Annotated in this window: 16 protein-coding genes, 6 tRNA genes and 1 riboswitch; of the genes, 18 read left to right on the forward strand and 4 right to left on the reverse strand. The window is 47.1% G+C overall.

Annotation, left to right across the window (positions count from 1 at the left end; translation table 11 throughout):
• Nucleotides 1–27: 27 nt before the first annotated feature.
• The 4 genes from MAQ5080_RS12500 to MAQ5080_RS12515 all read left to right on the forward strand — a co-directional run bounded on the left by MAQ5080_RS12500 (nt 28) and on the right by MAQ5080_RS12515 (nt 2,596).
• A tRNA-Asp gene (locus tag MAQ5080_RS12500) sits at nt 28–104 on the forward strand.
• 48 nt (nt 105–152) lie between these two features.
• A tRNA-Val gene (locus tag MAQ5080_RS12505) sits at nt 153–228 on the forward strand.
• A 153-nt stretch (nt 229–381) separates the two neighbouring features.
• Complete coding sequence (dinB, locus tag MAQ5080_RS12510; RefSeq protein ID WP_067213405.1) at nt 382–1,458, forward strand: DNA polymerase IV; 1,077 nt, start codon at nt 382–384, stop codon at nt 1,456–1,458.
• A 121-nt stretch (nt 1,459–1,579) separates the two neighbouring features.
• On the forward strand, nt 1,580–2,596 hold the full coding sequence (locus tag MAQ5080_RS12515; RefSeq protein WP_067213408.1) for a cytochrome d ubiquinol oxidase subunit II: 1,017 nt from the start codon (nt 1,580–1,582) through the stop codon (nt 2,594–2,596).
• A 16-nt stretch (nt 2,597–2,612) separates the two neighbouring features.
• Here MAQ5080_RS12515 and MAQ5080_RS12520 read toward each other — a convergent pair whose 3' ends face one another.
• Nucleotides 2,613–4,028: an aminotransferase-like domain-containing protein gene (locus MAQ5080_RS12520; protein WP_067213411.1), complete on the reverse strand. Its 1,416-nt coding sequence runs from the start codon at nt 4,026–4,028 to the stop codon at nt 2,613–2,615.
• A gap of 162 nt (nt 4,029–4,190) precedes the next feature.
• Between MAQ5080_RS12520 and ggt the strand changes: the two genes are divergently transcribed.
• Nucleotides 4,191–5,942 carry a gamma-glutamyltransferase gene (gene ggt / locus MAQ5080_RS12525; protein ID WP_067213414.1) on the forward strand — a complete coding sequence of 584 codons (1,752 nt, stop codon included), beginning with the start codon at nt 4,191–4,193 and terminating at the stop codon, nt 5,940–5,942.
• An 88-nt stretch (nt 5,943–6,030) separates the two neighbouring features.
• On the opposite strand, the gene MAQ5080_RS12530 is transcribed toward ggt, so the two are convergent.
• Complete coding sequence (locus tag MAQ5080_RS12530; protein ID WP_067213417.1) at nt 6,031–8,478, reverse strand: EAL domain-containing protein; 2,448 nt, start codon at nt 8,476–8,478, stop codon at nt 6,031–6,033.
• A gap of 198 nt (nt 8,479–8,676) precedes the next feature.
• Here MAQ5080_RS12530 and MAQ5080_RS12535 point away from each other — a divergent pair, with 198 nt between their 5' ends.
• The 11 genes from MAQ5080_RS12535 (at nt 8,677) to MAQ5080_RS12585 (ending at nt 20,213) form a co-directional block, all read left to right on the forward strand.
• Nucleotides 8,677–13,182: a PAS domain S-box protein gene (locus MAQ5080_RS12535; protein ID WP_067213419.1), complete on the forward strand. Its 4,506-nt coding sequence runs from the start codon at nt 8,677–8,679 to the stop codon at nt 13,180–13,182.
• A 193-nt stretch (nt 13,183–13,375) separates the two neighbouring features.
• Nucleotides 13,376–13,452 (forward strand) — tRNA-Asp (locus MAQ5080_RS12540).
• A gap of 47 nt (nt 13,453–13,499) precedes the next feature.
• A tRNA-Val gene (locus tag MAQ5080_RS12545) sits at nt 13,500–13,575 on the forward strand.
• A gap of 34 nt (nt 13,576–13,609) precedes the next feature.
• Nucleotides 13,610–13,686, forward strand: a tRNA-Asp gene (locus MAQ5080_RS12550).
• A 39-nt stretch (nt 13,687–13,725) separates the two neighbouring features.
• Nucleotides 13,726–13,801 (forward strand) — tRNA-Val (locus MAQ5080_RS12555).
• A gap of 228 nt (nt 13,802–14,029) precedes the next feature.
• Nucleotides 14,030–16,222, forward strand: a complete 2,193-nt coding sequence (locus tag MAQ5080_RS12560; RefSeq protein ID WP_067211386.1) for an OsmC domain/YcaO domain-containing protein — start codon at nt 14,030–14,032, stop codon at nt 16,220–16,222.
• A 189-nt stretch (nt 16,223–16,411) separates the two neighbouring features.
• Nucleotides 16,412–16,623, forward strand: a riboswitch (cobalamin riboswitch).
• 94 nt (nt 16,624–16,717) lie between these two features.
• Nucleotides 16,718–17,512, forward strand: coding sequence for a DUF4198 domain-containing protein (locus MAQ5080_RS12565; RefSeq protein WP_067211382.1), 795 nt, complete (start codon nt 16,718–16,720; stop codon nt 17,510–17,512).
• A gap of 15 nt (nt 17,513–17,527) precedes the next feature.
• Complete coding sequence (gene cbiM / locus MAQ5080_RS12570) at nt 17,528–18,148, forward strand: cobalt transporter CbiM (protein WP_067211379.1); 621 nt, start codon at nt 17,528–17,530, stop codon at nt 18,146–18,148.
• On the forward strand, nt 18,141–18,749 hold the full coding sequence (locus MAQ5080_RS12575; protein ID WP_067211376.1) for a NikL family nickel/cobalt ECF transporter subunit: 609 nt from the start codon (nt 18,141–18,143) through the stop codon (nt 18,747–18,749). Before cbiM ends, MAQ5080_RS12575 begins: the two co-directional genes overlap by 8 nt.
• Nucleotides 18,733–19,515: a cobalt ECF transporter T component CbiQ gene (cbiQ, locus tag MAQ5080_RS12580; RefSeq protein ID WP_067211373.1), complete on the forward strand. Its 783-nt coding sequence runs from the start codon at nt 18,733–18,735 to the stop codon at nt 19,513–19,515. The genes MAQ5080_RS12575 and cbiQ overlap by 17 nt, the downstream gene beginning before the upstream one ends.
• On the forward strand, nt 19,512–20,213 hold the full coding sequence (locus tag MAQ5080_RS12585; RefSeq protein WP_067211368.1) for an energy-coupling factor ABC transporter ATP-binding protein: 702 nt from the start codon (nt 19,512–19,514) through the stop codon (nt 20,211–20,213). The genes cbiQ and MAQ5080_RS12585 overlap by 4 nt, the downstream gene beginning before the upstream one ends.
• A 71-nt stretch (nt 20,214–20,284) precedes the next feature.
• Here MAQ5080_RS12585 and MAQ5080_RS12590 read toward each other — a convergent pair whose 3' ends face one another.
• Together MAQ5080_RS12590 and MAQ5080_RS12595 are read right to left on the reverse strand one after the other, a co-directional pair.
• On the reverse strand, nt 20,285–21,313 hold the full coding sequence (locus MAQ5080_RS12590) for a methionine synthase (RefSeq protein WP_067211364.1): 1,029 nt from the start codon (nt 21,311–21,313) through the stop codon (nt 20,285–20,287).
• 40 nt (nt 21,314–21,353) lie between these two features.
• Nucleotides 21,354–22,331 (reverse strand): DUF1852 domain-containing protein, encoded by a 978-nt coding sequence (locus MAQ5080_RS12595; RefSeq protein ID WP_067211361.1) that lies wholly within the window; start codon nt 22,329–22,331, stop codon nt 21,354–21,356.
• Between the two features lie 534 nt (nt 22,332–22,865).
• Between MAQ5080_RS12595 and MAQ5080_RS12600 the strand changes: the two genes are divergently transcribed.
• Nucleotides 22,866–23,141 carry a hypothetical protein gene (locus tag MAQ5080_RS12600; RefSeq protein ID WP_067211358.1) on the forward strand — a complete coding sequence of 92 codons (276 nt, stop codon included), beginning with the start codon at nt 22,866–22,868 and terminating at the stop codon, nt 23,139–23,141.
• Between the two features lie 32 nt (nt 23,142–23,173).
• The gene (locus MAQ5080_RS12605) at nt 23,174–24,382 is read left to right on the forward strand and encodes an EAL and HDOD domain-containing protein (RefSeq protein ID WP_067211354.1); all 1,209 of its coding nucleotides are present in this window, start codon (nt 23,174–23,176) and stop codon (nt 24,380–24,382) included.
• Nucleotides 24,383–24,490 lie beyond the last annotated feature (108 nt).

A 24,490-nucleotide genomic window follows, 5' to 3' on the forward strand; every position in this document is an offset into this window, starting at 1 on the left:
AACAGTGGCTAAACAATCTATGACAACGGAGTGGTAGTTCAGTTGGTTAGAATACCTGCCTGTCACGCAGGGGGTCGCGGGTTCGAGTCCCGTCCATTCCGCCACTTACTTTTAATGAGAAGTAAGTTGGTAAGCAGTACCATCATTATGATGGGTGTGTAGCTCAGTTGGGAGAGCGTCGCCCTTACAAGGCGAATGTCGGGAGTTCGAACCTCTCCACACCCACCATATCCTTCAGCAAACCTTTCTTCTTCAGTCATCTTCAATCTGTCTCTTCTTAATATTCTCTCCTGAGGATTAAAATCCAGCATGCTTGTCGTTTGTCTGGACAAATCTAGCCCAACTCTGTATTAATACTGTTTATTTAAACAGTGCTTCGCTATGCCGCCTATTCAGCCACAAAAGAAGATCATTCATATTGATATGGACGCCTTTTTTGCATCGGTCGAAATGCGTGATTACCCAGAATATCGTCATATCCCGCTTGCTGTCGGTGGCAGTGAAAAACAACGCGGTGTGATCAGTACCTGTAATTATGAAGCGCGCCAGTACGGTGTTCGCTCAGCTATGTCAACGGCATGGGCGAAGAAGTTATGTCCTCATCTCACGGTGGTCCCTGGTAGGATGCAAGTCTATCGGGATGTGTCTCAGAAAGTACGCGCCATCTTTGCACGCTATACCGATTTAATCGAGCCGCTGTCTTTAGATGAAGCCTATTTAGATGTCTCTGACTGTCAGCAGCTGCATGGCTCAGCGACCTTGATTGCCGAAGCCATTAGGCATGACATTCGTGCAGAGCTAAATCTAACGGCTTCTGCTGGGGTGGCCCCAATTAAGTTTCTTGCCAAAATTGCTTCGGATATGAACAAACCGGACGGCCAGTTTGTAATTACGCCAAATGAGATGCAAGACGTTATTGACTCACTACCGCTGGAGAAAATACCCGGTGTTGGTAAAGTCAGTTTAGAAAAACTTCAGCAAGCCGGTTTCTATGTTTGCTCGGACATTCGCAACAGCGACTATCTGACTCTGACGAGACGCTTTGGTCGTCTCGGTGAGTCGTTGTGGCATCGCAGTCATGGCATAGATCAAAGAGAAGTGACCCCCCATCGACAACGTAAATCAGTGGGAGTGGAAAGAACCTTTGCCCACAACATTTTTAGCTTTGATGAATGTTGGCAAATCATTGAGCAGAAGCTCTATCCAGAGTTATGCCAACGCCTCGAAAAGGTGTCGCCCGATAAGTCGATCACCAAACAAGGTATTAAGGTTAAGTTCGCAGACTTCCAGTTGACGACCATTGAACATGTCCACGGCCAGTTAGATTTAGACTATTTTCGTGATCTCTTACAGCAGGTTTTGACGCGCCAAAATGGTCGTGAAATTCGTCTGTTGGGCCTGCATGTGATGCTAAAACCAGACCTAGCGTTGAAACAGCTCTGCCTAGATTTGTCATAGTTCAAATTCACTTACAGCGTTGCTTTCTGTCCCTATTTATTTTCTCAAAGTGTGTACCTGTCTCAGCGCTATCTTCAGCACTAACATGACGGGGTTTTATGACGCTAAATGAGGAATCAAAATGGGGTTGGATTTGGTCACTGTCTGGGGGCTTATACTGGCTTTCGGGCTGATGGTGTACGTTTTATTGGATGGCTTTCATTTGGGGGTAGGGCTACTCGGTTTTACCGTGCATAGTCCGCAGCAAAGAGGAAATCTAGTTGCGTCTCTCGCGCCCGTCTGTGGTGCGAATGTCGCTTGGTTAATCCTATGCAGTATCGGTCTGATGGTGGCTTTTCCATTGGCTGCCGCGCTGCTGCTGGACGCGCTCTATATACCTGTATTGATCATGCTTGCCGCTTTGGGGCTTCGTAATCTGGCGTTTCATGGCCTGTTAAAGACCTCTCAGGCATATAGTCATTCATGGCAGCTGTTATTTAGTGCCAGTGCCTTGATCGCAACCTTTAGCCAAGGCGCGATGATAGGGGCCGTATTGCAAGGCGTGTCGATCGAGCAGCAAACTTATATCGGTGGTGCTTGGGATTGGCTGACTTGGTTCAGTGTATTGACCGGCGTGTGCCTAATGCTCACCTACGCCTTACTGGGCGCAACCTGGCTATTAGCCACCAACAAGGACCAAGGTTTTAGTGAGCAAATGCGCCACTACTCACATCATTTGTTGGTTTGGCTGGGCTATGCGGTCATGAGTTTACAGCTAGTGATTCCATTTTTGACGCCAGAGCTTAGACAGCGTTGGCTGGGACTGCCGAATTTCTTCTATATGGGGTTTGTGCCCATGTTAGGGTTAATGGCATTCGTATGGGCCTATTATGTGATCCGCTTTTCTAAATGGCGGGTTTGGCCACTAGGCATAGTGCTAATGTTTTTAGGAACGGTCTACTTTATGCTGATCACCTGTCTTTGGCCGGCCATCATTGCGCCTGATATCACGCTCCATAGGGCGGCAGCAGCAGAGTCGAGTTTGATGCTCTACTTGTGGGGAGCCGTTATCCTGGTATCGGCTTTGTCTGGCTACTTATATTGGGCATATCAAGCGTTTTATGTGCAAGGGCGAAGGGTGAGCCGCTACCATAGCTAAGTGGTTATCGAGCCCATTAGGGCTCGTCCTTAAGTAACGTGTGAAACAGTAACTGGAGCGCACTTCTGCGACCTTCTGTTAACGGTTGCGAAAAACTTAAACGCATATGGTTGCGGTACAAACCATGGGCAGAGAAAAGGGCGCCGGGGGTTAATACAACGCCCTTTTCTAGCAAGGACGGGTAGCTTTTCTGAGTGTCTATGTGTTCTGGCAGCTCAACCCAGCAGCTTAAGCCTCCCTGAGGACGGCTAAATTTAATGGCTTGGCCCCAGCCCCGCTTCAATTCAGTCAGCAGTTGATCACTTTGTTCTTTAAGTTGTTGCCGATATTGATTCGCGTGCCGCTTAAAATGCCCCTGATGAATAAACGCCGCTAAGCCCTGCTGGATAGCTTGTGGGCTGGCGAGTTGCGTGATCAGTTTTAGCTGAACAATTTTGGCATGCAAGCGGCCCCCAGCGATCCAGCCCATACGCAGTTCACGGGATAAACACTTGGAAAATGAACCACACAAAATGACACGGCCTTGTGTGCACTCACTTTTGATGGCAGGACAGGGACCGTTTTGAAAGCCTAGTTCGCCATAAATGTCGTCTTCGATAATATAAAAATCGTGCTGATTCGCCAGCATTAGCAAGGCTTTCATGTTCGCCACAGGCATTTTTGAACCTGTGGGCGTATGGAAGTTTGGTGTGACAATGCACGCTTTAATGGGCCAGTGTTGAATCTTAGCTTCAAGCTCAGCGATATCTAACCCTGTGTTCGAGTCGGAGGGGATTTCAATCACGTTCAGCCCTAATTGCTCCAATTGCTGTAACACACCATAAAAGGCAGGGGATTCAATCGCTACGGTATCTCCCGCCTGACAAGAAGCCATCAAGGCAAGAAACAGCGCATGCTGGCAGCCACTGGTAATACACAGATCCTCGGCGTTCATCGGCGTGTTGCGCTGGCGATAGAGGTCCACAATTGCTTGACGTAAACCTGCGTAGCCTTTTGGCTCATCGTAATAGTACGCTTTTTGCTCAGGGTGAGTGCGAGACGACTTAGCAATCATACGATTCAGTGTGATCAGGTGTTGCGACACTGGCGTTGAACCATCGCTCGGAAGAATGTCGAATGCCGCACTGCGGGACATGATATCGCGGAAAATATCTGGCACGTTGACGGGCGCGGGGACAGAGGGGGTGGATACCTTGCGCGGCAGATCAGTGTATGACATGCCTTCGGCGACGAAATAGCCTGATTTAGGCACGGCGTACACCAGTTGGTCCGCCTCTAACTTATGCAGGGCATGCACTACCGTTGCTTTAGACAAAGTGTGTTGCTGACACAAGGTTCTGACAGAGGGGAGCTTTTCACCCACTTGGTATCTGCCGGCTTGAATCTGTTGGCGCAGCAAGACTTCTAGAGCCTGATAGCGAAACGCTGACATGGCGACCTCCTAAATGGTTTAACTGGGCATATTTTATCGTATTTTATTTATAATAATGCGTTTCTGTCCCGATTTTGTGGCCGCGTAATTATGCCACAATCCTTTACTATGACTTCTTAAGACGACGCTTGATTGGCAAGCCCACCATATAAGGACTGTATTATGAATGTTGCCGGCAAATCTTTGCTGTTATCGATGGCTCTTTTTGCTTACCACAGTGCATACGCCACCAGTCAGGTCGCCGATGCCTATGCGCCGGAAGCGCAAGGCGAGCTTCAGCAAAAGAACTTAGTAGAAGCCAAGCAGTTCATGGTGGCTGCGGCGAACCCAAAAGCGGTTGAAGCCGGCTATGCCATCTTAAAGCAGGGCGGCTCTGTAATGGATGCTTATGTGGCGGTACAGTCAGCTTTAGGGCTTGTAGAGCCCCAGTCGTCGGGCTTAGGCGGTGGTGCTTTTGCGGTGTATTACGATGCCCAGCAGAAAAAACTGACTACTTTTGATGCGCGTGAAACCGCGCCTCAAGCAGCCACACCAGAATTATTTCAACACCAAGATGGCACGCCCTATCAGTTTTATGATGCGGTCATTGGGGGCCGCTCGGTGGGCACGCCGGGCACGGTGGCACTGATGGAAACCCTACATAAGACGAACGGCAAATTGCCTTGGACGCGTCTGTTTCAGTCAGCCATCGAGTTGGCCAATCATGGCTTTGCAATCTCACCAAGGATGGCGGGGGCCATCGCTAACAGTAAAGAGTCCCTAGCGCGCTACCCTGACACAGCAGCCTATTTCTTGGATGCCAAGGGAGCGCCTAGGGCAGCAGGCTTTGTGCTCAAAAATCCTGCTTACGCACGTACTTTGACCCGTATTGCCCAATCTGGCGCTGAGGCCTTTTATCACGGCGCCATCGCAGAAGACATCGTCCATGCGGTGCGTTCTGTCTCCGATAATCCAGGTGTTTTATCCTTGTCTGACTTTATGTTGTATAAAGTCAAAGAGCGCGAGGCCACGTGTTTGCCATATGAGCAATACGCTATCTGTGGTATGGGGCCACCTAGCTCGGGCGCACTCACGGTTGGCCAGATACTAGGGATGACAAAACATTTTGACCTGTCAGCCATGGGGCCAACCTCGCCTAAAGCTTGGCAGATTATTGGCGATGCGTCGCGATTAGCCTTTGCCGATCGGGGGCGTTATATCGCTGATACCGATTATGTGCCCATGCCCGAAGGCTTGTTGGAGGATGACTATCTCGCAGCGCGCGCTACATTAATCACCCCAGGCAAAGCCTTAACAAGTGTGTCGGCAGGGGAGCCCCGCTGGGAGCAAGCCATTGCGTTGGCCGATGACCAAGCCATTGAATTCCCGAGCACCAGTCATATCTCAATTGTAGATGCCGAGGGCAATGCCTTATCTGTGACGACAACGATTGAAAATGGTTTTGGCTCACGTGTTATGAGCAACGGTTTTCTACTCAATAACGAATTGACGGACTTTTCATTTGCCGCCCATCGGAATGGATATCCAATTGCCAATCGTTTAGAGCCTGGTAAACGTCCTCGTTCCTCCATGGCGCCGACCATCGTCATGAAAGACGGTAAACCCTATATGGTGGTGGGATCGCCTGGGGGCAGTCGAATCATTGGCTATGTGTCAAAAGCGCTGATTGCCCACTTAGAGTGGGGGATGGACATGCAGCAAGCGATTTCCTTACCGAATATGCTCAATCGTTTTGGCACCTATGATGTGGAAAAAGGCACATCAGCGGAGGCTTTGGTGCCAGCATTAGAAGCGATGGGGTATAAGGTCTCAGTCACGAACCTGAATTCTGGGCTGCAGGGAATCCTGATCGAGGACGGCAAACTTTATGGTGGCGCTGATCCCCGACGTGAAGGTATGGTGCTTGGGGACTGATAGCAAAAAAACGAGCTCATAGGGGGCTGAGCTCGGTAACGGTGTTGCCAATCAAACAGGAGATGGTCTGGGCTGCTTAAGTGCAGTGTCAGCTAAGCTGATATTTTTCGGTGAGCTCTGCCTCAGGAATGGGGCGACTGTAGAAATAGCCCTGCATGATGGGACAGCCCATTTCACTGAGCTTCTCGGCATGCTCCTCACTTTCGACACCTTCAGCCACCACCGAAAGCTTAAGGCCATTCGCCATCTGGATAATGGCCGCGATGATGGTGAGGTTGGTGGCATCGTGAAGCATGTTTTTGACAAAGCTTTGATCGATTTTCAATGTGTCTAACGGAAAGTCTTTAATATAGGACAAGCTGGAGTAGCCGGTACCAAAGTCATCTAAGGCAATGTTTACACCGATTTCCTTCAGGTCGTGAATGAGTTGTTTGGCGTGTTCTATATTTTTCGCCAGTACACTTTCGGTCAGCTCAATCTCGATTAAGTTTGGGTTGACGTCAGTGCTCTCAATGACGCTTTTTACTGTATCGATAAAGTGCTTGTCCTCGAACTGTACGGTAGAAACGTTAATGGCGACAGACAGCTGGTGGCCACGTTGTTGCCAGCGGGCAGCTTGCGAGCAGGCTTGATAGAGAATGTGCTCCCCTAAGGGAATAATAAGGCCTGTTTCTTCTGCGATCGGGATGAAATCACAGGGTGAGATCAGCTGGTTGTCATGATTGCGCCATCGAACTAGGGCTTCGACTCCCAAGATTTGTTGGGTGTTGGTATTCACCTTGGGCTGATAATGAATTTCAAAACACTGGCGATCGTTCTTGGAACTTAGAGCTTTTTCCAGCTGATGCTTGAGCTGCAGCTTTTTTTCTAACTGATCATTGTAAAAACTGTATTGGTTTTTACCGGCGGCTTTCGCAGAAAACAGGGCGGACTCAGAGTGACGATAAAGCTCGTCTAAATCTCGGCTGTCTTCTGGATAGATGGAAACCCCGATGCTGGCTGAGATCTTGAGCTTCTCGCCACGGGCTTCCCATTGTGAATTGAAAATCTTTTCGATTAGATGAATGTGACGGGTGACCTCAATACTGCTGTTGAGGTCGGATAATAGAATTAAAAACTCATCTCCGCCTGGTCTAAACAGATTGCCGTCTAGGCTTAAGTCTACCTGCAATTCATAGGCAATCTGCTGCAAGATCATGTCGCCAACTTCGTGCCCAACCAACTCGTTGACACCTTTAAAATCGTCAAGGTCGATCATGATCATAGCCACTTTCTGTGGGCGCCCGCGGGCTTTGTTAATGGCCTGTTGAGCACGATCTCTTAACAGTAAGCGGTTGGGTAAATCCGTCAATGGGTCATGTTGCGCCAAATGGGTCATTTTTATGGCCATGGCGCGTGCTTCACTGACATCATGGAAGACAATGATGGCCCCCGTGACCTTGCCTTCATGATTGCGAATCGGGGCAGCAGAGTCTTCTACGGAAATGCATTTTGTTTGCGATGAGCCAAGGCAGCAGTTCAATGCCATCCCGACAATTCGTTCTTCCTTTAAAGCCAATCTGATTGGATTTTTGTAAGGTGCACCAGAGTCAGCGTCGAACAACGGCATAACGGTTTCAATCGTTTGCCCTAGCGCATTGTGAAAGGACCAGCCTGTCATTTCTTCCGCAATCGGGTTTAAAAAGGTCACCAGTCCTTTGGTATCGGTGGCGATCACCGCATCACCTATCGAGCTCAGGGTGACCCTCATACGCTCCTTTTCATCAATTAACGATTGCTCTGCTAGCTTCCTCGCGGTGATGTCATGGATCAGGGTTAGAAAACCTTGCTCAGGGTTGTCGCTATCTCTTGGCACGATTTTGAGCTGCCCGATCAGCGGGGCTTCATCTAACGGATGGCAGTCAATGTCCATCGAGAAAGTTTTTTGGAGTGAGTTAAGATTACTCAAATCCCTGTAGGCCTGAGCTGGCAAAACTTCACTGATGTGCTGTCCAAGCATCTGAGTCGCTGCAGTGTTAAACCAATGGCCCTTGATATCATTACAATAAATGTTGTGGCCATCCCCATCCCAGTAGGCAACGAAGGCGGGTAGGGCATGCATCAGGTGGGTGATATCATCAGCGTTTTTTTGGATGCGTGCACTTTGTCGTTGCAGTGTAAGTTGGGTGTTCACACGAGCTTTGGTAATGGCAATATCGATGGGCTTGCTGATGTAATCTGCCGCGCCCATTTCCAGTGTTTTCAGCTCATGGTCGCCATCGTTGTGACTGGTAATAAATATAACTGGCGTGTCTTCATGCCCCGGCAAGGCTCTGATTTGTTGATAGGTTTCGTAGCCATCCATCTCAGGCATCTCAATGTCTAAGATGATGAGGTCTAGGGAGTCTTGTTGAGCAATACTGATCGCATCTCTGCCGCTGGTGGCGAAAAAGATGGTGGCCAGATCTTTGATGCTCTCATTCAAGATTTTCAAAATGGACGGTGAGTCGTCCGTGATTAAAATAGAAGGCTTTACTGTATCACTGTGAAACATCATCCTATCCTTGTTCCTATCACATGATGTTATGGCTCATCTGAGTGTAGCAGCTGACTTTAAAGAAGTATGGGGGATTTACAATTTGTTAAATAATAAGTTTATACAGGGCCGGGAGATCCTCTATCCTTAAATGACGTCGGTTTTATCTGTGTCATCCGAAGTTGTCACAGATCGCTAAATGAATAGATAGGAAGTCTTATGAAAGAAAGCACGCGATGGAAAGTTTTAGTGGCAGTCTTTATTGTTTTTACATTAGCGATTTCTTATTTTAACTACAGCTTTCAGTTTCATAAATTAACTAACGAGAGTAAAGCGAGTATAAGCGACGAGCTATCAGAGCACTCGCAAACGCTTCAATCCGAAGTTGACGAACTTACTGACGATCTGCATTTCTTGACCTCCGTGCCACCTATCAGCGGCATCATCCGCGCCACCGAGCAGGAGGACAGCATTGACCCATTGGACAACAGTACCTTAAGCACTTGGAAAAGACGCTTAGAACGCATTTTCCAAAGTTATATTTCTTCCCATGAACATGTCTATCAAATCCGCTTTATAGGTGTGGCCAATAATGGCTTGGAGTTAGTCAGAGTCGAACAAACAGGGCCCTCTGCACAGGTCATGCGTGGCAGCAAGCTTCAAGAAAAAAGCTCAAGGGATTATTTTCAGGAAATTACTTCTTTTAATAGCAAAGACATTTATATTTCGGATGTCAACCTGAACCGCGAGAGTGGTGTGATCCAAGTACCGCATAATCCGACGGTCCGTTTTGCGCAAAAAGTCTATAACGATGCTGGTAAACTGTTTGGTTTTATTATCTTAAATGTTAATGCTGATGGTTTGTTTCAGAAGATAATTAACAATACTAATCAATTCGACCAAATTTATATTACCAATCATAATGGCGAATTTCTGTTTGATCCGAATAATCGCTATGCCTTTAATTTTGAATTTGATGACAGTAACACTTGGCATGATATTTATCGCTCAGACGGGGCGATTGGCTTTTTAAGTGAGACTGATGAATACGGTCATACCACGACCACAGAAGGCATTGCATTAATGGCCGAAGTACCGTTAATGCAGGGGCGAAATGCTATTCAAATTCGTCTGTTTAAAGATACGCAGCACTTGTTTTACAGTGCTCTTACTAACACTGCTTATGGGTTTACGATCTTCATTGTCGGACTTTTTGTCTTCGTTGTGTTCTTTTTGGTTTACCGCAGTAAAAGCCGCAGCCAAGCGTTATTAGAAATCGAGCGCGCTCAAAATACCTCCATCATTGAAAGCAGCCAAGACGCCATTATTGGGGTGACCATGGATGGCAAGATTCGCGACTGGAACCCAAGTGCCAGTAAAATGTTTGGCTATCAAAAGGAAGAAGTACTGGGCCAATCGACTGATACGGTATTGTTGACGGAAGAGACCCTATCGGAAGAAAACCGAATACGTGAAGAGCTAAGGCAGGGGCGTCCGGTTAATCACTTTGAAACCACCCGTAGAACGAAAAATGGCACCAGTATCGAGGTCTCCATTTCGGCGTCACCGATATACGATGCCAATGGTGAGCTAGTGGGCGTCTCTAAGATTATTCGAGACATTACCGAGCAGAAGCGCATTTCTAAGCAACTAGAAGAGTTCAATCAGTCCCTAGAGCAGCAAGTGCGCGAGCGTACCGATGAACTGAATCGCACTTACACGCTGCAATCGGCGATACTTACCAACGCCACCTACCTGGTGATCGCGACGGATACTCAGGGGGTAATCACTCTATTAAACCCCTCTGCAGAAGCGCTATTAGGTTATAACGCTGACGATGTGGTCGGCAAAGAGACGCCACAACTGTTTCATTTAGAGTCGGAAGTACGCGCAAGGGCGGAAGAATTCAGTCAGGCTCTAGGTGAAACGGTGGAGCCGGGGTTTGATGTCTTTGTTGTAAAGAGCCAAAAAGGCCTGAGGAACGAACATGAATGGAGCTATGTATCAAAATCCGGCCAGAGCATTCCTGTCTACTTGGCTGTATCGGCGTTAACAGACAGCGCAGGTGAGATCATTGGTTACCTTGGTATTGCGGCGGATATTAGCGAATTGGTTGTACAGCGTAAGGAGTCTGAGGCGCTGAAAAGTCAGCTTACGACCGCAACCAATGTGGCCAATATTGGGATTTGGGGCTGGAATGCACAAACCAATGAGGTGTCATGGAGTGACATCATGTATCAACTTTATGATTTACCTAGCAGCGTCACCATCAGTTATGACAAATGGATCAGTTACATAATGGTAGAAGATCGGGCCCGTGTTATCGAGCATTTCCAGCAGCATCGACAGGGCGCTGAAGTGGCGGAAATTTGCTTTGATATTATCAGCGAAAAGGGCGCTCGAAAAACGATTCAGGCAGCGGCGACACAGGATTATAATCCTTTTGACGGGTCTACCCAGTTTGTTGGTATTAACCGTGATGTGAGTGATCAAGTGCAATATGAGAAAGCCTTGAGGCAAGCCAAGGAGATTGCTGACAATGCTAGCCGCACCAAATCGGAGTTTGTGGCCAATATGAGCCATGAAATCCGCACACCGATGAATGCGATCATTGGCCTGCTTGAGCTGCTACGTAAAACTGAACTTGATACCAAGCAGCTAGATTTTGTGATGAAGTCTGATGGGGCAGCAAGATCATTGCTCAATATTTTGAATGACATCTTGGATTTTTCAAAAGTGGAGGCCGGCAAGCTGGACATCGACCCTCATCCATTCAAGGTATTGGAGCTGTCCACTCATGTTGCGACCATTTTAACCTCTAACATCGGTGAAAAAGACATCGAACTGGTGGTCGATGTTGCCCCCAGTGTGCCCACGGTGATCACACTTGACTCACATCGACTGCAACAAATCGTCCTCAATATTGCCAGTAATGCGGTGAAATTTACGTCACATGGTGTGGTTTGCATCCACTTTTCTTGTCAACAACAAGAGGAGGGCCAGGAGTTAGTGATCGTCGTCAGCGACACTGGAATCGGCATTCCCAGTGCAAAACAAGAAAGAATCTTTGAAGCTTTCACGCAAGCGGAAACGTCAACTGTTCGTGAGTACGGTGGCACTGGGCTTGGTCTTGTTATTACCAAGATGCTGATTGAGCTAATGGACGGTCAACTGGTGCTGCAAAGTGAAGAAAATGTGGGCACGACCTTTACCGCTCGCATTCCATTTCAAGACTTCAACGAAGCACAGCCATTTCCTGTGCTCGAAAACGCCTTAAATGTGTTACTGATGGATGACCTGCCGCAGGCCCTGACCGCCGCAATGCATGCCGTGGAAATCTTAGGCTGGCATGCCGTGAGTGCTCAGGATCAAACACAACTGCTTGCTGAGTTGAACCGTGCCGCCCAAGCAGGGCAGCCGTTTGATCTTGTCATAATCGACTACGATATGCCTGCAGTATCTGGGGCTGAAGTAGTGACAGCGATTCGGCAACTAGCGCCTGAGGTGTTTGCAGGTCAAGTGTTTATGTTAACGCCACACAATAAAGCGCTCGACCTCATCAAGTTAAATGCAGAGGGTTGCTCAGTCGATGCAGTGTTAGACAAACCCCTCACTCCCGCCAGCCTACTGCAGAATTACGTCGATCTGACATTACTCGAGTCTCAACGAGAAGCCGCGCAAGAGCGACAAAAGCCTCTTGAGGGCATTGATATCCTGCTGGTCGAGGACAATGCCACTAACCAATTAGTGGCCCGCGAGATACTGCAGTCTGAAGGGGCAAAGATCACAATCGCGGTCAATGGAGAGGAAGCGGTTGCTTGGGTTAAAGAGTATCCAGACCAATTTGATCTCCTGTTAATGGACATTCAAATGCCGGTCATGGATGGCTATGAAGCCACTCGAATTATTCGAGAGACGTTACACAGGGAGGAATTGCCTATCCTTGCCATGACGGCAAACGCCTTAGCAACCGACAAAGCGAAGGCATTGGAGCAAGGTATGAATGGTCACATCAGCAAACCTTTCAATACCGCGTCTTTGATCAACATGATCTTAGTTCAAGTGAAAGGGGAAGAATACTCGCCAACGCCCCGTCTTGAGCAAGCACGACCTGCGCCATTAGACAGTGTAACTGAGCCAAGAGCAGGGGAGTCCGCTTTACTGAATGTCGAGGCTGCGTTACAGCGGCTAAATCATATGCATGCACTGTATTTGCAGGCGTTAGATGCATACATACAAGACTCTGAAGCGATTTTAAGTCAGGTGCCGGAGTACGTATCTGAGCAGAATAAGCAGGATACCTGTGAACTCTTGCATGCATTTAAGGGAACGTCTGCCACCGTTGGCGCGGAGCGTTTAGCCGAATTGCTTAAAACCTTAGAAGGGCAATTAAAGCAAAACCAATATTCTCTGTATGCCGAGTCCATGGCCGAGATACAGTACGTTCATTTGCAAACACTGGAGCTCGCGCAGCAATACCGCCAACAAGCCGACGCCACTCAGGAACCTTCTGCAAGAACTGGTTTATCAAAGGTGCACGCCCCTCAGATCCGGACGCTTTATGAATTACTGAAGGCCAACAATATGGAAGCCATTCATGCCTTTGAGCAATTGCACTGTATGGTCTCAAGCGAGGTACTAGAGGAAATTCGTGACATGGTACACGGCTTGAACTTCAAGCGGGCAGCCGACACGTTAGCGCGGCGACTGGAAATCAGTGCCTGAAACTCGCTTATAAAAGGCTGCCAACCGCTCAGATAACCGTGCAATAAGAGGGGATATCTGAGTTCTTGAGTTGTACGTATTTTAACCGACTGATTATTAACGAATTAATTTTCACAAAGAGGTTGTGTTAAAGAAAAGTTTCCCTATAATACGCACAATCTTCTGACGCAGACGTTTGTTTGTGTTGAGGTTAGGAGCGGTAGTTCAGTTGGTTAGAATACCTGCCTGTCACGCAGGGGGTCGCGGGTTCGAGTCCCGTCCGTTCCGCCACTTACTTTTAATGAGAAGTAGGCAGGCATCAATACCATCATTATGATGGGTGTGTAGCTCAGTTGGGAGAGCGTCGCCCTTACAAGGCGAATGTCGGGAGTTCGAACCTCTCCACACCCACCACTTATAGAACAGTGGCTAAACAATCTATGACAACGGAGTGGTAGTTCAGTTGGTTAGAATACCTGCCTGTCACGCAGGGGGTCGCGGGTTCGAGTCCCGTCCATTCCGCCACTTACTTTAGTCCTTAAAGTAAGTATTAATCTTCATGATGGGTGTGTAGCTCAGTTGGGAGAGCGTCGCCCTTACAAGGCGAATGTCGGGAGTTCGAACCTCTCCACACCCACCACTTGTTATATCTTCTCTGTTTGATTTCTACTTACTACAAAATTTTTTATTTCTAGCAGCTTTGATTTTAGTTCAAACGCGCTTGCTTCATTCCAGTTTTAAATTTCTTCAGCTGTATGATCCTGCCCCATGTAGGTCACAAAAATACCCCAGCTTTGCACAGTACATCAGGCGAAGATCTCGGCAAATGATGCTAGACTGCGCCCCAAACTGACGCTGGGATCCCATCATGGAAATCAAAGTAAATTTTTTAGACAATCTTCGCCTAGAAGCCAAGTTCGACGACTTTACCGTCGTTGCCGATCAACCTATCCGCTACAAAGGTGATGGCTCTGCGCCAAGCCCATTTGATTACTTCCTAGCGTCTTCTGCACTGTGTGCAGCGTACTTCGTCAAGGTGTACTGTAAAGCACGTGATATCCCAACTGAGGATATTCGTTTATCGCAAAACAACATCGTTGATCCGGAAAACCGCTACAACCAGATTTTCCAAATCCAAGTAGAGTTGCCTGAGTACATCAGTGATAAAGACCGTGAGGGTATCTTACGTTCGATCGATCGCTGTACCGTGAAAAAGGTCGTACAAACGGGGCCTGAGTTTAAAATCGAAACCGTCGAAGACTTGGATGCTGGCGCCTCCCTGATGGCGATGGAAATGGCCGATGCGGATCATAAAACCACCATCCTTGGTAAAGACTTACCGCTAGAAGACACCATTGCCAATATGTCTGGCCTGCTGGCTGAGTTGGGCATCAAGATCGAAGTGGCGTCTTGGCGCAATATCGTGCCAGGGGTTTGGTCACTTCACTTGCGTGATGCTGCATCACATATGTGTTTCACCAACGGTAAAGGGGCTACCAAAGAAAGTGCTTTGTGTTCTGCCTTAGGTGAGTTCATTGAGCGTGCCAGCTGTAACTTCTTTTACAACGATCAATTCTTTGGCGAAGAGCTGGCGAACGCCGAGTTCGTGCATTACCCAACGGAAAAGTGGTTCCCGCTGACCGAAGACGACTCACTGCCAGAAGGCCTGTTAGACGATTACTGTCTAGATATCTTCGACCCTGAGCAAGAACTACAAGGTTCTCACTTAATCGATACCAACTCAGGCAACATCGAGCGTGGTATTTGTGCCATCCCGTACGTGCGTCAATCGGATCAAGAAACCGTTTACTTCCCATCGAACTTAATCGAAAACTTATTTCTAAGTAACGGTATGAGTGCCGGTAATACACTGCCAGAAGCCATGGTGCAGTGTTTATCAGAGATTTTTGAACGTGCGGTGAAGAAGCAAATCATCGAGCAAGAAATCGTTCTACCGGATGTGCCCATGTCGGTCTTGGAACAATACCCAAGCATTCTGGCGGGCATTCAAAGTCTGGAAGAAAACGGCTTCCCTGTAGTGGTCAAAGACGCCTCTTTGGGTGGTCAATTCCCAGTCATGAACGTGACGTTAATGAACCCACGTACTGGCGGTGTGTTCGCTTCATTCGGCGCGCACCCAAGCTTTGAAGTGGCGCTGGAGCGTAGTTTGACTGAGCTACTACAAGGTCGTAGCTTCGAAGGTCTAAACGACGTACCACTGCCAACCTTTAACTCGTTTGCCGTGCAAGAGCCAAACAACTTCGTTGAGCACTTTATCGACTCGACCGGTGTGATCTCGTGGAAATTCTTTAGCGCCAAAGCGGATTACGAATTCTGCGAATGGGACTTCTCTGGCAGCAACGAGGAAGAGCGTGATGGCTTAATGGGTATCCTCGAGGACATGGGCAAAGAAGTCTATGTGGCGGTGTTTGATGACCTAGGTGCCAACGCTTGTCGTATCCTAGTGCCGGATTACTCAGAAGTGTACCCAGCGGACGATCTGATTTGGGATAACACCAACAAAGCTCTGCTGTTCCGTGAAGACATTCTCAACATCCACAAGCTTGATGATGAAGCCCTTGAAGCTTTGCTAGAACGCTTAGAGGAAAGTGAATTGGATAACTACAACGATATTCGCACCCTGATTGGTGTGGAGTTTGATGAAAACACCCCATGGGGGCAGTTGGATGTCGGTGAACTGAAACTATTGTTGTTCCTAGCCCTGCAAATGCACGAAGAAGCCAAAGACCAAGTCGAGGTGTTCTTAAGCTACAACAACAATACCGTGGAGCGTGGTTTGTTCTACCAAGCGGTCAGTGCGGCTCTTGAAATCACGCTAGATGATGAGCTAGAACTGGAAGATTTCCTACCAAATCTGTCGCGTATGTTTGGCAAAGAGGTAATGGAAAACGTTGTTGGTTCTGTAAATGGCACTGTTAAGTTCTATGGCTTAACGCCGACCAGCATGAAGCTAGAAGGCCTAGATCGTCATTTGAAATTGATCGACAGCTACAAAAAACTGCATGCGCATCGTGCGAAGCAAGCCGGTATTGAGCTTTGATCGAAATACTAAATGAGTAAAAGGGGAGCTGATAAAGCTCCCTTTTTTGTATGTGTTGACGATACCGCGTATAGAGTGAGCAACAGATGAGGGCTCGTCTGACAAGGGGTATTATTTGATTTAGACAGTATGTATCTGATTCATATACAAACAAAAAATGCTCGATTGCATTTTGGGCTAGGGATACGTACTGTGTGCCCCTTATTAGGCCGTACTTAGTACAGGTCCCTTGACCCGGGAAGTTGGTGCGCTTTTTGAAGCAATCCCAACACTGCCCCCGCAACGGTAAATTGGTTATGTCGATTTGTAGGCCACTGTGTGTTTAACATGGGAAGGTGAATCGACTGCAAGCTTGGCTTGCACTGATGAGTCCGGATACCAGCCTAATAAATGATTACCATGGTGTTGCGGAGGGCTTCACCGAGTAAGGATGCTTAATCGCTGACAATACTTATTCCTCCCAACTCCGACTTTTTATTATGTTGGAGATTTCCTGTGTTTAAAAAACTATCCCTAGCAGCGGGTGCGGCACTGTATGCATCGGTGGCTACGGCACACTTTCAAATGCTTTACACGCCAGAATTGCTGCGTGATAACGGTGGTCAAATCAGTTTGAAACTGCCGTTTACGCATCCTTCTGAAAGCGGTCATGTGATGGCGGTCGATCAGCCCAATGCTTTTTACATGATTAAAAAAGGCAAGAAGACGGATCTTCTTGATTCAGTAACGCCGACTAAATGGACTAGTGCCAGTAATACCGGCGAGTCATACGAAGCCGATGTAACGCTTCGAGGACTGGGCGACTATGTCTTTATTTATGAAATGGCGCCGTATTTAGAAGCGTCGGAAGACGTCTATATTCAGCAAATTACAAAGTCTATTGTTAACGTTGGCAGTTTGCCTACGGATTGGAACGAGGACTTGGGACTTAAAGCCGAGATTGTGCCGCTCACCAAGCCTTATGCTATCTATGAAGGCGGTACCTTTAACGGTGTGGTAAAGAGCCAAGGGGAGCCAGTGCCTTTTGCCGAGATCGAAGTGGAGTACGTCAATTACGAACCCAATATGACGACTAATGCCTTTTCTGAAGACGCTAATATCGAGCCACCTGCTGATGCATTTATTACTATGACCATATTTGCGGATGCGAATGGCACCTTTACCTTTGGTATTCCTAAGGCGGGCCAATGGGGCTTCGCTGCATTGGGTGTAGGTTCAGATAAAGAGTTTAAGGGTAAAGAGTTGTCGCAAGATGCGGTGATTTGGGTGCAAGCCCATTCGGTGAACTAAGCAAAGGAAAGAATAATGCATATTGTTGACGGAGCGCTGTCTGTGCCAGTGCTCGTTACGGGAGCCGTACTGACGATTGCAGGCGTCGCTATGGGCTTAAAGAAGATGGACTATGACCATCTGCCACAGGTCGGTGTTCTGTCAGCGGCATTCTTTATTGCTTCTTATATTCATTTGCCGATTGGCTTTTCGAGCGTACACCTCATCCTAAACGGTTTGATTGGTTTAGCGCTTGGTTGGGCGGCCTTTCCAGCGTTATTAGTAGCGCTGTTTTTACAGGCGGTGTTTTTTGGCTTTGGCGGTTTTGTTGTGTTGGGGGTGAATACCCTTAATATCGCCTTGCCTGCGGTGATGATGTATTACCTGTGCCGTCATGGCGTCAGTTCATCATCGGCCAACGTCGCCGCGATCTGGGGCGCAATTGGTGGGGCGGGGGCGATTGTTATGACCACCTTAATGGTGGCCTTGTCCTTGATGCTATCTGGTGAAGCCTTTGCCCTAGCGGCGAAAGCGACTTTTATTGCCCACATTCCTGTGATGATCATAGAAGGCTTTGTCACCGCGGCGGCGGTGCTACTGATTCGTCAAGTGAAACCAGAGTTTTTAGGGATCGATGAGGAGCGCGCTTATGGCTAACGTACGTTATTTCTTAGCCATCATTATGACGACTTTGGCGCTCAATGCTGGTGCCCATAATGTGATTGGCGGTGTCTACGCGATTGGCTCAACCATCGAGGGTGAAATTGGTTTCTCAAACGGCGATATGGCACCCGAGGGTACCGAGGTCATCGTCTTTGACCATCTTGGTAACGAGTTAGGCCGTGTGAAAACCGATGCGGATGGCTTGTTTGCCTTTGACGCGAGTAAGCGCGTTGAACATTTCTTTTATGCCAACTTAAGCTCTGGGCATGTGGTGGAAATGTCATTGCCTGCGGATCAGTTGCCTGCTTCTTTAGCAGGTGACGATGCTCAAGCGGGCAGTGTTAAACAGTCTGAATATGCGGCATCAACAAATACGGACAGCATCGATCAAACTCAGCTGAAAAGTATGATTGAAGCGGCGGTTGCTAAGCAAGTCAAACCGCTGCGCCAAGAACTCACAGCCTATAAAGAAAAAGCCGGACTGCAGGATGTTATTGGTGGTATCGGTTATATCTTTGGTTTGTGTGGTTTAGGTATCTGGTGGCGACAACGTCAAAAAGACAAGCAGGACAAATCGGATGCCGCAATTTCTTGAGCACAGTGGCACCTCTTGGCAAGGCCAAAACGTTAAGCATACGCCATCTTTGATTGATCGATTGGATCCGCGCCTGCGAGTGGTTCTAGTCAGTGTATTTGCCGTCGTTACCGTACTCTCGCAAAGCTTTATGTCTCTGTCGATGGCCGCTGCCATGGGGCTATTGTTGGCGTTGTTGGCACAACTGAATATCAAACGCACACTGCGCCGCGTGCTGGCGATGGATATGTTTATGATCTTTTTGATCATCCTTTTGCCATTTACCACACCCGGGGAAACTTGGTTTGAGGTGGCTGGCTTGAGCGCAAGCAAAGCGGGCTTTTTGCATGCTCTAATGATCTTGCTAAAAGCCCATGCGGTGGTGCTGGCGCTGCTAGCGATGGTGGGCACACTCAGTGCCACCACTTTAGGTCATGCGTTAGCACGTTTGCGCGTGCCAGATAAGCTGGTGCACTTGATGCTGTTTACCGTGCGTTACTTAGAGGTTATTGGTCAAGAATATAAGCGCATGCGCCGCGCCATGCAGGCGCGGGCATTTGTCTTACGCACCAATCGCCACACTTGGCGCGCAATCGGCTATCTGGTCGGCATGTTATTAGTACACTCCTTGGAGCGTTCTGAGCGTATTATGGCCGCCATGAAATGTCGTGGTTACCAAGGTAAGTTTTACCTCTTTGATGACATGACGTTCACGCGACAAGATGTCACCTTTTCATTGTTGTTCGTGCCATGTCTCGGCCTATTAATCGGGATGAATTTTCTATGAATGAGCAAGCGACCTTAATTCAAGTCACGGCGCTTAGCTATCGTTACCCGCGACGTGGCGTGGTGTTAGACGATGTTGATTTTGCCCTAGAAGTAGGGGAGCGCGTCGCGCTAACAGGTCCCAACGGCGCAGGTAAAACCACCTTGCTGCATTTATTGGTCGGCTTAAAGAAACCTAAAGCAGGCGAGGTGTGGGCCTTCGGCTCCACTCGTAAAACTGAAAAGGAATTTATCGAGGTACGTGCTCGAGCCGGCTTCTTGTTTCAAGACCCCGATGATCAGTTGTTTTGCCCCACTGTACTGGAGGATGTGGCGTTTGGCCCATTAAATCTGGGTAAATCGCGAGCAGAAGCCTTGCAAATTGCAGAAGACACCTTGGCCTCGCTGGGAATGGCTGGTTTTGAACAACGCATTACCCATCAGCTATCAGGCGGTGAAAAGCGCATGATTACGTTGGCCTGTGTGCTGGCAATGGAGCCGGATGTTTTACTGTTAGATGAGCCGAGTAATGCCTTGGATACGAAAGCTCGTCAGCGTTTGATCGATACTCTGCTTAAGTTGCCCCAAGCGATGATCATTATTTCTCATGATCAAGACCTGGTTTCACAACTGGCTACAAGAGAGCTTTGCTTGGAAGACGGCAAACTATGTGAGCCAGTGTCTGACACCTATTTACCTCCTAACCTGAAATCCGCGTAGCTAAGGTACTGATTAGACCCTAGCTACGTTGGCTTTCTCTCTTCGTTGTGACCATTGTTCCAGAAGGAAGGTTACTGGGATAACTCTTTGCGCACGATCTCAGCACCAGCACTTAATGCCTGTAATTTAGCACGGGCGATTTCTCTTGAAAGCGGTGCCATGCCACAGTTTGTACACGGATACAGTTTGTCGGCATCAACATACTTCAATGCTTCTCGAAGCGTGGTCGCTACGTCTTCAGGTGATTCAATTGAGTCAGTCGCTACATCTATGGCGCCGACCATTACCTTTTTACCACGCACTAATTCGATCAGCTCCATTGGCACCCGAGAGTTATGGCACTCAAGGGAGATGATATTGATGTTGGAGGCTTGCAGTTTAGGGAAGATCTCTTCGTATTGACGCCATTCAGAGCCGAGTGTTTGTTTCCAGTCGGTGTTGGCTTTGATGCCATAGCCGTAACAAATATGCACCGCGGTCTCACACTTAAGTCCTTCGATCGCTCTCTCTAGGCAGGCGATACCCCAGTCATTTACCTCGTCAAAGAAGACGTTAAAGGCTGGCTCATCAAACTGGATAATGTCCACGCCTGCCGCTTCAAGTTCCTTGGCTTCTTGATTCAAGATCTTGGCAAACTCCCATGCTAACTTTTCGCGGCTTTGGTAGTGATCATCGTATAGGGTGTCGACCATAGTCATCGGGCCAGGCAACGCCCACTTAATAGGCTGCTTGGTTTGTTGACGAAGGAACTTAGCGTCATCGACAAATACTGGCTTTTGTCGCGATACAGCGCTGACGACTACGGGCACACTGGCATCATAACGATCTCGGATTTTAACCGTTTTACGGTTTTCAAAATCGACACCGTTTAGGTGCTCAATAAAAGTGGTCACAAAATGCTGGCGTGTTTGTTCGCCGTCACTGACGATATCGGTGCCAGCCAATTGTTGCTCTTGCAGCGCTACACGCAGAGCGTCTTGTTTGCCGGCGATGAGTTGCTCACCCTCTAATTTCCAAGGGGACCAAAGTGTTTCTGGTTCTGCTAGCCATTCTGGTTTTGGCAGGCTACCGGCGGTGGAGGTTGATAGTAATGTCTTCATAATCCGTTACTCTTATCGATGTTGGGTGCTTAGTCGTGAATTACAGGCCGAAATTGGCGGACCATTGCTTCAGGGTCGCTTGATAGGGCTTGATAAAATGCTCCTCGGTAAACTTGCCTTGTTTGACGGCCAACTGACTGCGCTCTTCCCGATCGTATTCAATCTGTGTCAGCGAGTGGTCAGGGTGCTTTAGACTTGGCTGAAAGCGTTCACCTGCCGCGGCGTTCGCATTGTAAATCTCAGGGCGATATATCTTCTGGAAGGTTTCCATCGTGCTGATGGTGCCGATCAACTCTAAGTTGCTGTAATCATTCAATAGATCGCCAAAGAAGTAGAACGCCAGCGGTGCGGCGCTATTAGCAGGCATAAAGTAGCGCACCTGCAGGCCCATCTGCTTAAAGTAGTTCTCTGTCAGCGAAGATTCGTTTGGCAAGTACTCGTAGCCAAGGATAGGGTGCTTGTTCTCGGTGCGCTGATACACCTTGGTCTCAGACACGCTCAAGCAGATGACTGGCAGCTTGCTAAAGTGCGCTTTAAAGATTGGAGAATGCACAAAATGCTGAAAAATCTTGCCGTGCAATTCACCAAAATCACTAGGGACGCTGAAACCTTGCTGCTCCCTGTTATGCTCCTGTAGCAGCACACTGAAATCGTAGTCACGAATGTACGAAGAGAAGTTATTGCCCACTAAACCTTCAATGCGCTCGTTGGTTTTGCGGTCGATAATATCGGTTTTTAGCACCTCAATGCTTGGAAAGGCCTCGCCATTGCCAGCTACGTCAATGTCGACTGAGACAATGTTTAGCTCAACGGCATAACGATCCCCTGTTGGGTTATCCCAATTGGCCAAGGCATTAAATCGGTTGTTGATCATTCGCAGTGTGTCGCGCAAATTTTGCTGGCGACGTGCACCGCGCGCTAGGTTGGCGAAGTTCGTTGTCAGGCGTGTATTGCTTGATGGTTGGTAGTCTTCATCAAAGCGAATGGTATTGATTGAGTATGAAAAGTCTTGGCTCATGGTGATCGTCATCCTATTTAGGGGATTACTCCCTTTGGTTGTCCCTGCAATGTTTGATCTGCTTAGCTTTTACAGTCATCAGCAACGATGTATAGGGACAATGTATAGGTGATCTGTTTATGAGTAAAATTTGAGTTATTCAAATTGTGTTGAGTGAAACTAATGATGAATTCCCAAGAGTGGTCAACGAAAATAAGTCAGAGGCCGAAACGCCTCCTTGTCAGATCTGCACACAGTTATTTCGAATCCTATAAGCGCTTGGTCAAGAGGTGGGCTGAGGTGAATATAATATTGTTACACTAGTTGACATTATTAAACAGGCCAGAAACAAATTATATTTTTTCAACGGTTTTATGTGTTTTATTAACAAATATATTAGATTTATCTGTTTTAATAGTGGTGCAAATTGTTACAATTTAATTGAGGGGTGTTTAGAGGTTTTTAAATTGATTTGTGGAAATAATTTATAGTGGTTTTTAAATAAATTAGATAGATTAAAAGTTTTTACGTCTGAACAGTAGTAATAGTTTCACTATGAGCTATGTTGAAATATATGATGATTTAATTAAAGTTAAGTTGTTTGGAGTAGTTAATCGCTTCGATGATTATACACTAGAATTTCTAAGTGATATGAAAGTATCTAAAATAGAATTTGACTTTAAAAATGCTGAGACAATCGATAGCTATTTTGTTGGTCTTTTCTTTATGCTCTATACTAAAGGAACTATTTCTTTTGATTTTTATAGGGTGAATAATTATTGTCGAGATGTCTTGGATATGGCCTGTGTTTATCAGCTTGTTAACTATTAGACTTTGATAAAAATAATTTTAAGGTTTCTGTTGTGCCTAACACTGCATCTTATTGCGTAGCTTTACAGCCAATATGTGACTCTAATATGGTCCATGTTGCTGATGAATTGTTGAACCGATCGACATCCACTGCACCTTATGCTGAATTCGATGATGAATTGATGGCAACAGCTAGAGTGTGTAATGCAGCCTTTTATGAAACAGGTCTAGAAAACTTATGTGGTAATGGAAAGTTGTTCTTTAATGCTCCAAGAGAATGGATTTTAAAGCCAGAATTGCTGCCTCCATATCCTAATAAAGTCGTTCTAGAAGTGCTCGAAAATGTGAAAGGAGACCCTGAAGTCATTATGGCGTTAAAGCATGTGAAGTCATTAGGTTATCAAATAGCACTCGATGACTTTGAGCTTTCAGAGGAAACCGAGCCGCTTTTGGAGATAGCTGATATTGTAAAGCTTGATATGTTGATAGAGCAAAAGGAAGAAACCATTGCTTACTATTTGGCAAGAGGCTTAGAGCTACTGGCTGAAAAAGTCGAAGATCTTGAGGTGTTTAAGCGCTGTAAGGAATTGGGTTTCAGTTTATTTCAAGGTTATTTTTATGCCAAAGCTGAAGTTAAAAGTGCCACATCCGTTAAGCGTAGCTGTAATACTAAAGTTCGTTTAAACATATTAAGTGAACTTTATAAAACAGAAGTAGATTTTGAGAAAGTAGAGCGTCTTTTGATGCAAGAGCCTCAGCTGGTTTTACGCTTACTTAAAATGATTAACTCCGCATATTACAAGCGTGCTAACTCTATTCATAACTTGCATCAGGCTGTTACATTATTAGGTGTAGAAAAACTTCGCACCTTAGTGAGTACTTTAGTATTAGCAAACGACCATCCATGTAGAATGCTGTTGCTGCCAAAAGTACTGACAAGAGCTGCGATGTGCCGAACGTTAGCTGAGCGTCACTATAAAGTTGATCCGGATGAGGCCTTTTTAGTTGGGCTGATTTCTTTATCTGATATCATGTTGGATCAGAGTCTTAAGGGGATTTGCGACCAGCTACCTTTATCTGATGAGTTATATAATGCTTTATTGTTTCATGAAGGGAAGCTGGGCAGAATACTAACGATCGTTATTTCTTTTGAAAATGCAAAGCTTAACTTGGCGAGTGGAAAAACGGTTGAAATGCTTAACTCTTTTTACCTGGAGAGCCGTAGTTGGGCGTTAAGCATGTTGTCTGGGTTAAATAATTGAAGAAACGCTAGGTGAAGGCGATGTCTCACCTAGCGTTCTTGTGTTTAAAAAACGCTGTTTATCAAAAATTTCAGACTGTAAGCAAGCAAAGTTAAGCCAATAAAACCA

The sequence above is a fragment of the Marinomonas aquimarina genome (genome assembly GCF_900089755.1).
GTDB lineage: Bacteria > Pseudomonadota > Gammaproteobacteria > Pseudomonadales > Marinomonadaceae > Marinomonas > Marinomonas aquimarina.

What these genes read in the sequence shown, in the direction of transcription:
- ggt (WP_067213414.1), top strand. Translation starts at nt 4,191, where the DNA reads ATGAATGTTGCCGGCAAATCTTTGCTGTTATCGATGGCTCTTTTTGCT.
- MAQ5080_RS12585 (WP_067211368.1), top strand. Translation starts at nt 19,512, where the DNA reads ATGAATGAGCAAGCGACCTTAATTCAAGTCACGGCGCTTAGCTATCGT.
- cbiM (WP_067211379.1), top strand. Translation starts at nt 17,528, where the DNA reads ATGCATATTGTTGACGGAGCGCTGTCTGTGCCAGTGCTCGTTACGGGA.
- MAQ5080_RS12600 (WP_067211358.1), top strand. Translation starts at nt 22,866, where the DNA reads ATGAGCTATGTTGAAATATATGATGATTTAATTAAAGTTAAGTTGTTT.
- dinB (WP_067213405.1), top strand. Translation starts at nt 382, where the DNA reads ATGCCGCCTATTCAGCCACAAAAGAAGATCATTCATATTGATATGGAC.
- MAQ5080_RS12590 (WP_067211364.1), bottom strand. Translation starts at nt 21,313, where the DNA reads ATGAAGACATTACTATCAACCTCCACCGCCGGTAGCCTGCCAAAACCA.
- cbiQ (WP_067211373.1), top strand. Translation starts at nt 18,733, where the DNA reads ATGCCGCAATTTCTTGAGCACAGTGGCACCTCTTGGCAAGGCCAAAAC.
- MAQ5080_RS12560 (WP_067211386.1), top strand. Translation starts at nt 14,030, where the DNA reads ATGGAAATCAAAGTAAATTTTTTAGACAATCTTCGCCTAGAAGCCAAG.
- MAQ5080_RS12575 (WP_067211376.1), top strand. Translation starts at nt 18,141, where the DNA reads ATGGCTAACGTACGTTATTTCTTAGCCATCATTATGACGACTTTGGCG.
- MAQ5080_RS12520 (WP_067213411.1), bottom strand. Translation starts at nt 4,028, where the DNA reads ATGTCAGCGTTTCGCTATCAGGCTCTAGAAGTCTTGCTGCGCCAACAG.
- MAQ5080_RS12530 (WP_067213417.1), bottom strand. Translation starts at nt 8,478, where the DNA reads ATGATGTTTCACAGTGATACAGTAAAGCCTTCTATTTTAATCACGGAC.
- MAQ5080_RS12535 (WP_067213419.1), top strand. Translation starts at nt 8,677, where the DNA reads ATGAAAGAAAGCACGCGATGGAAAGTTTTAGTGGCAGTCTTTATTGTT.
- MAQ5080_RS12515 (WP_067213408.1), top strand. Translation starts at nt 1,580, where the DNA reads ATGGGGTTGGATTTGGTCACTGTCTGGGGGCTTATACTGGCTTTCGGG.
- MAQ5080_RS12595 (WP_067211361.1), bottom strand. Translation starts at nt 22,331, where the DNA reads ATGAGCCAAGACTTTTCATACTCAATCAATACCATTCGCTTTGATGAA.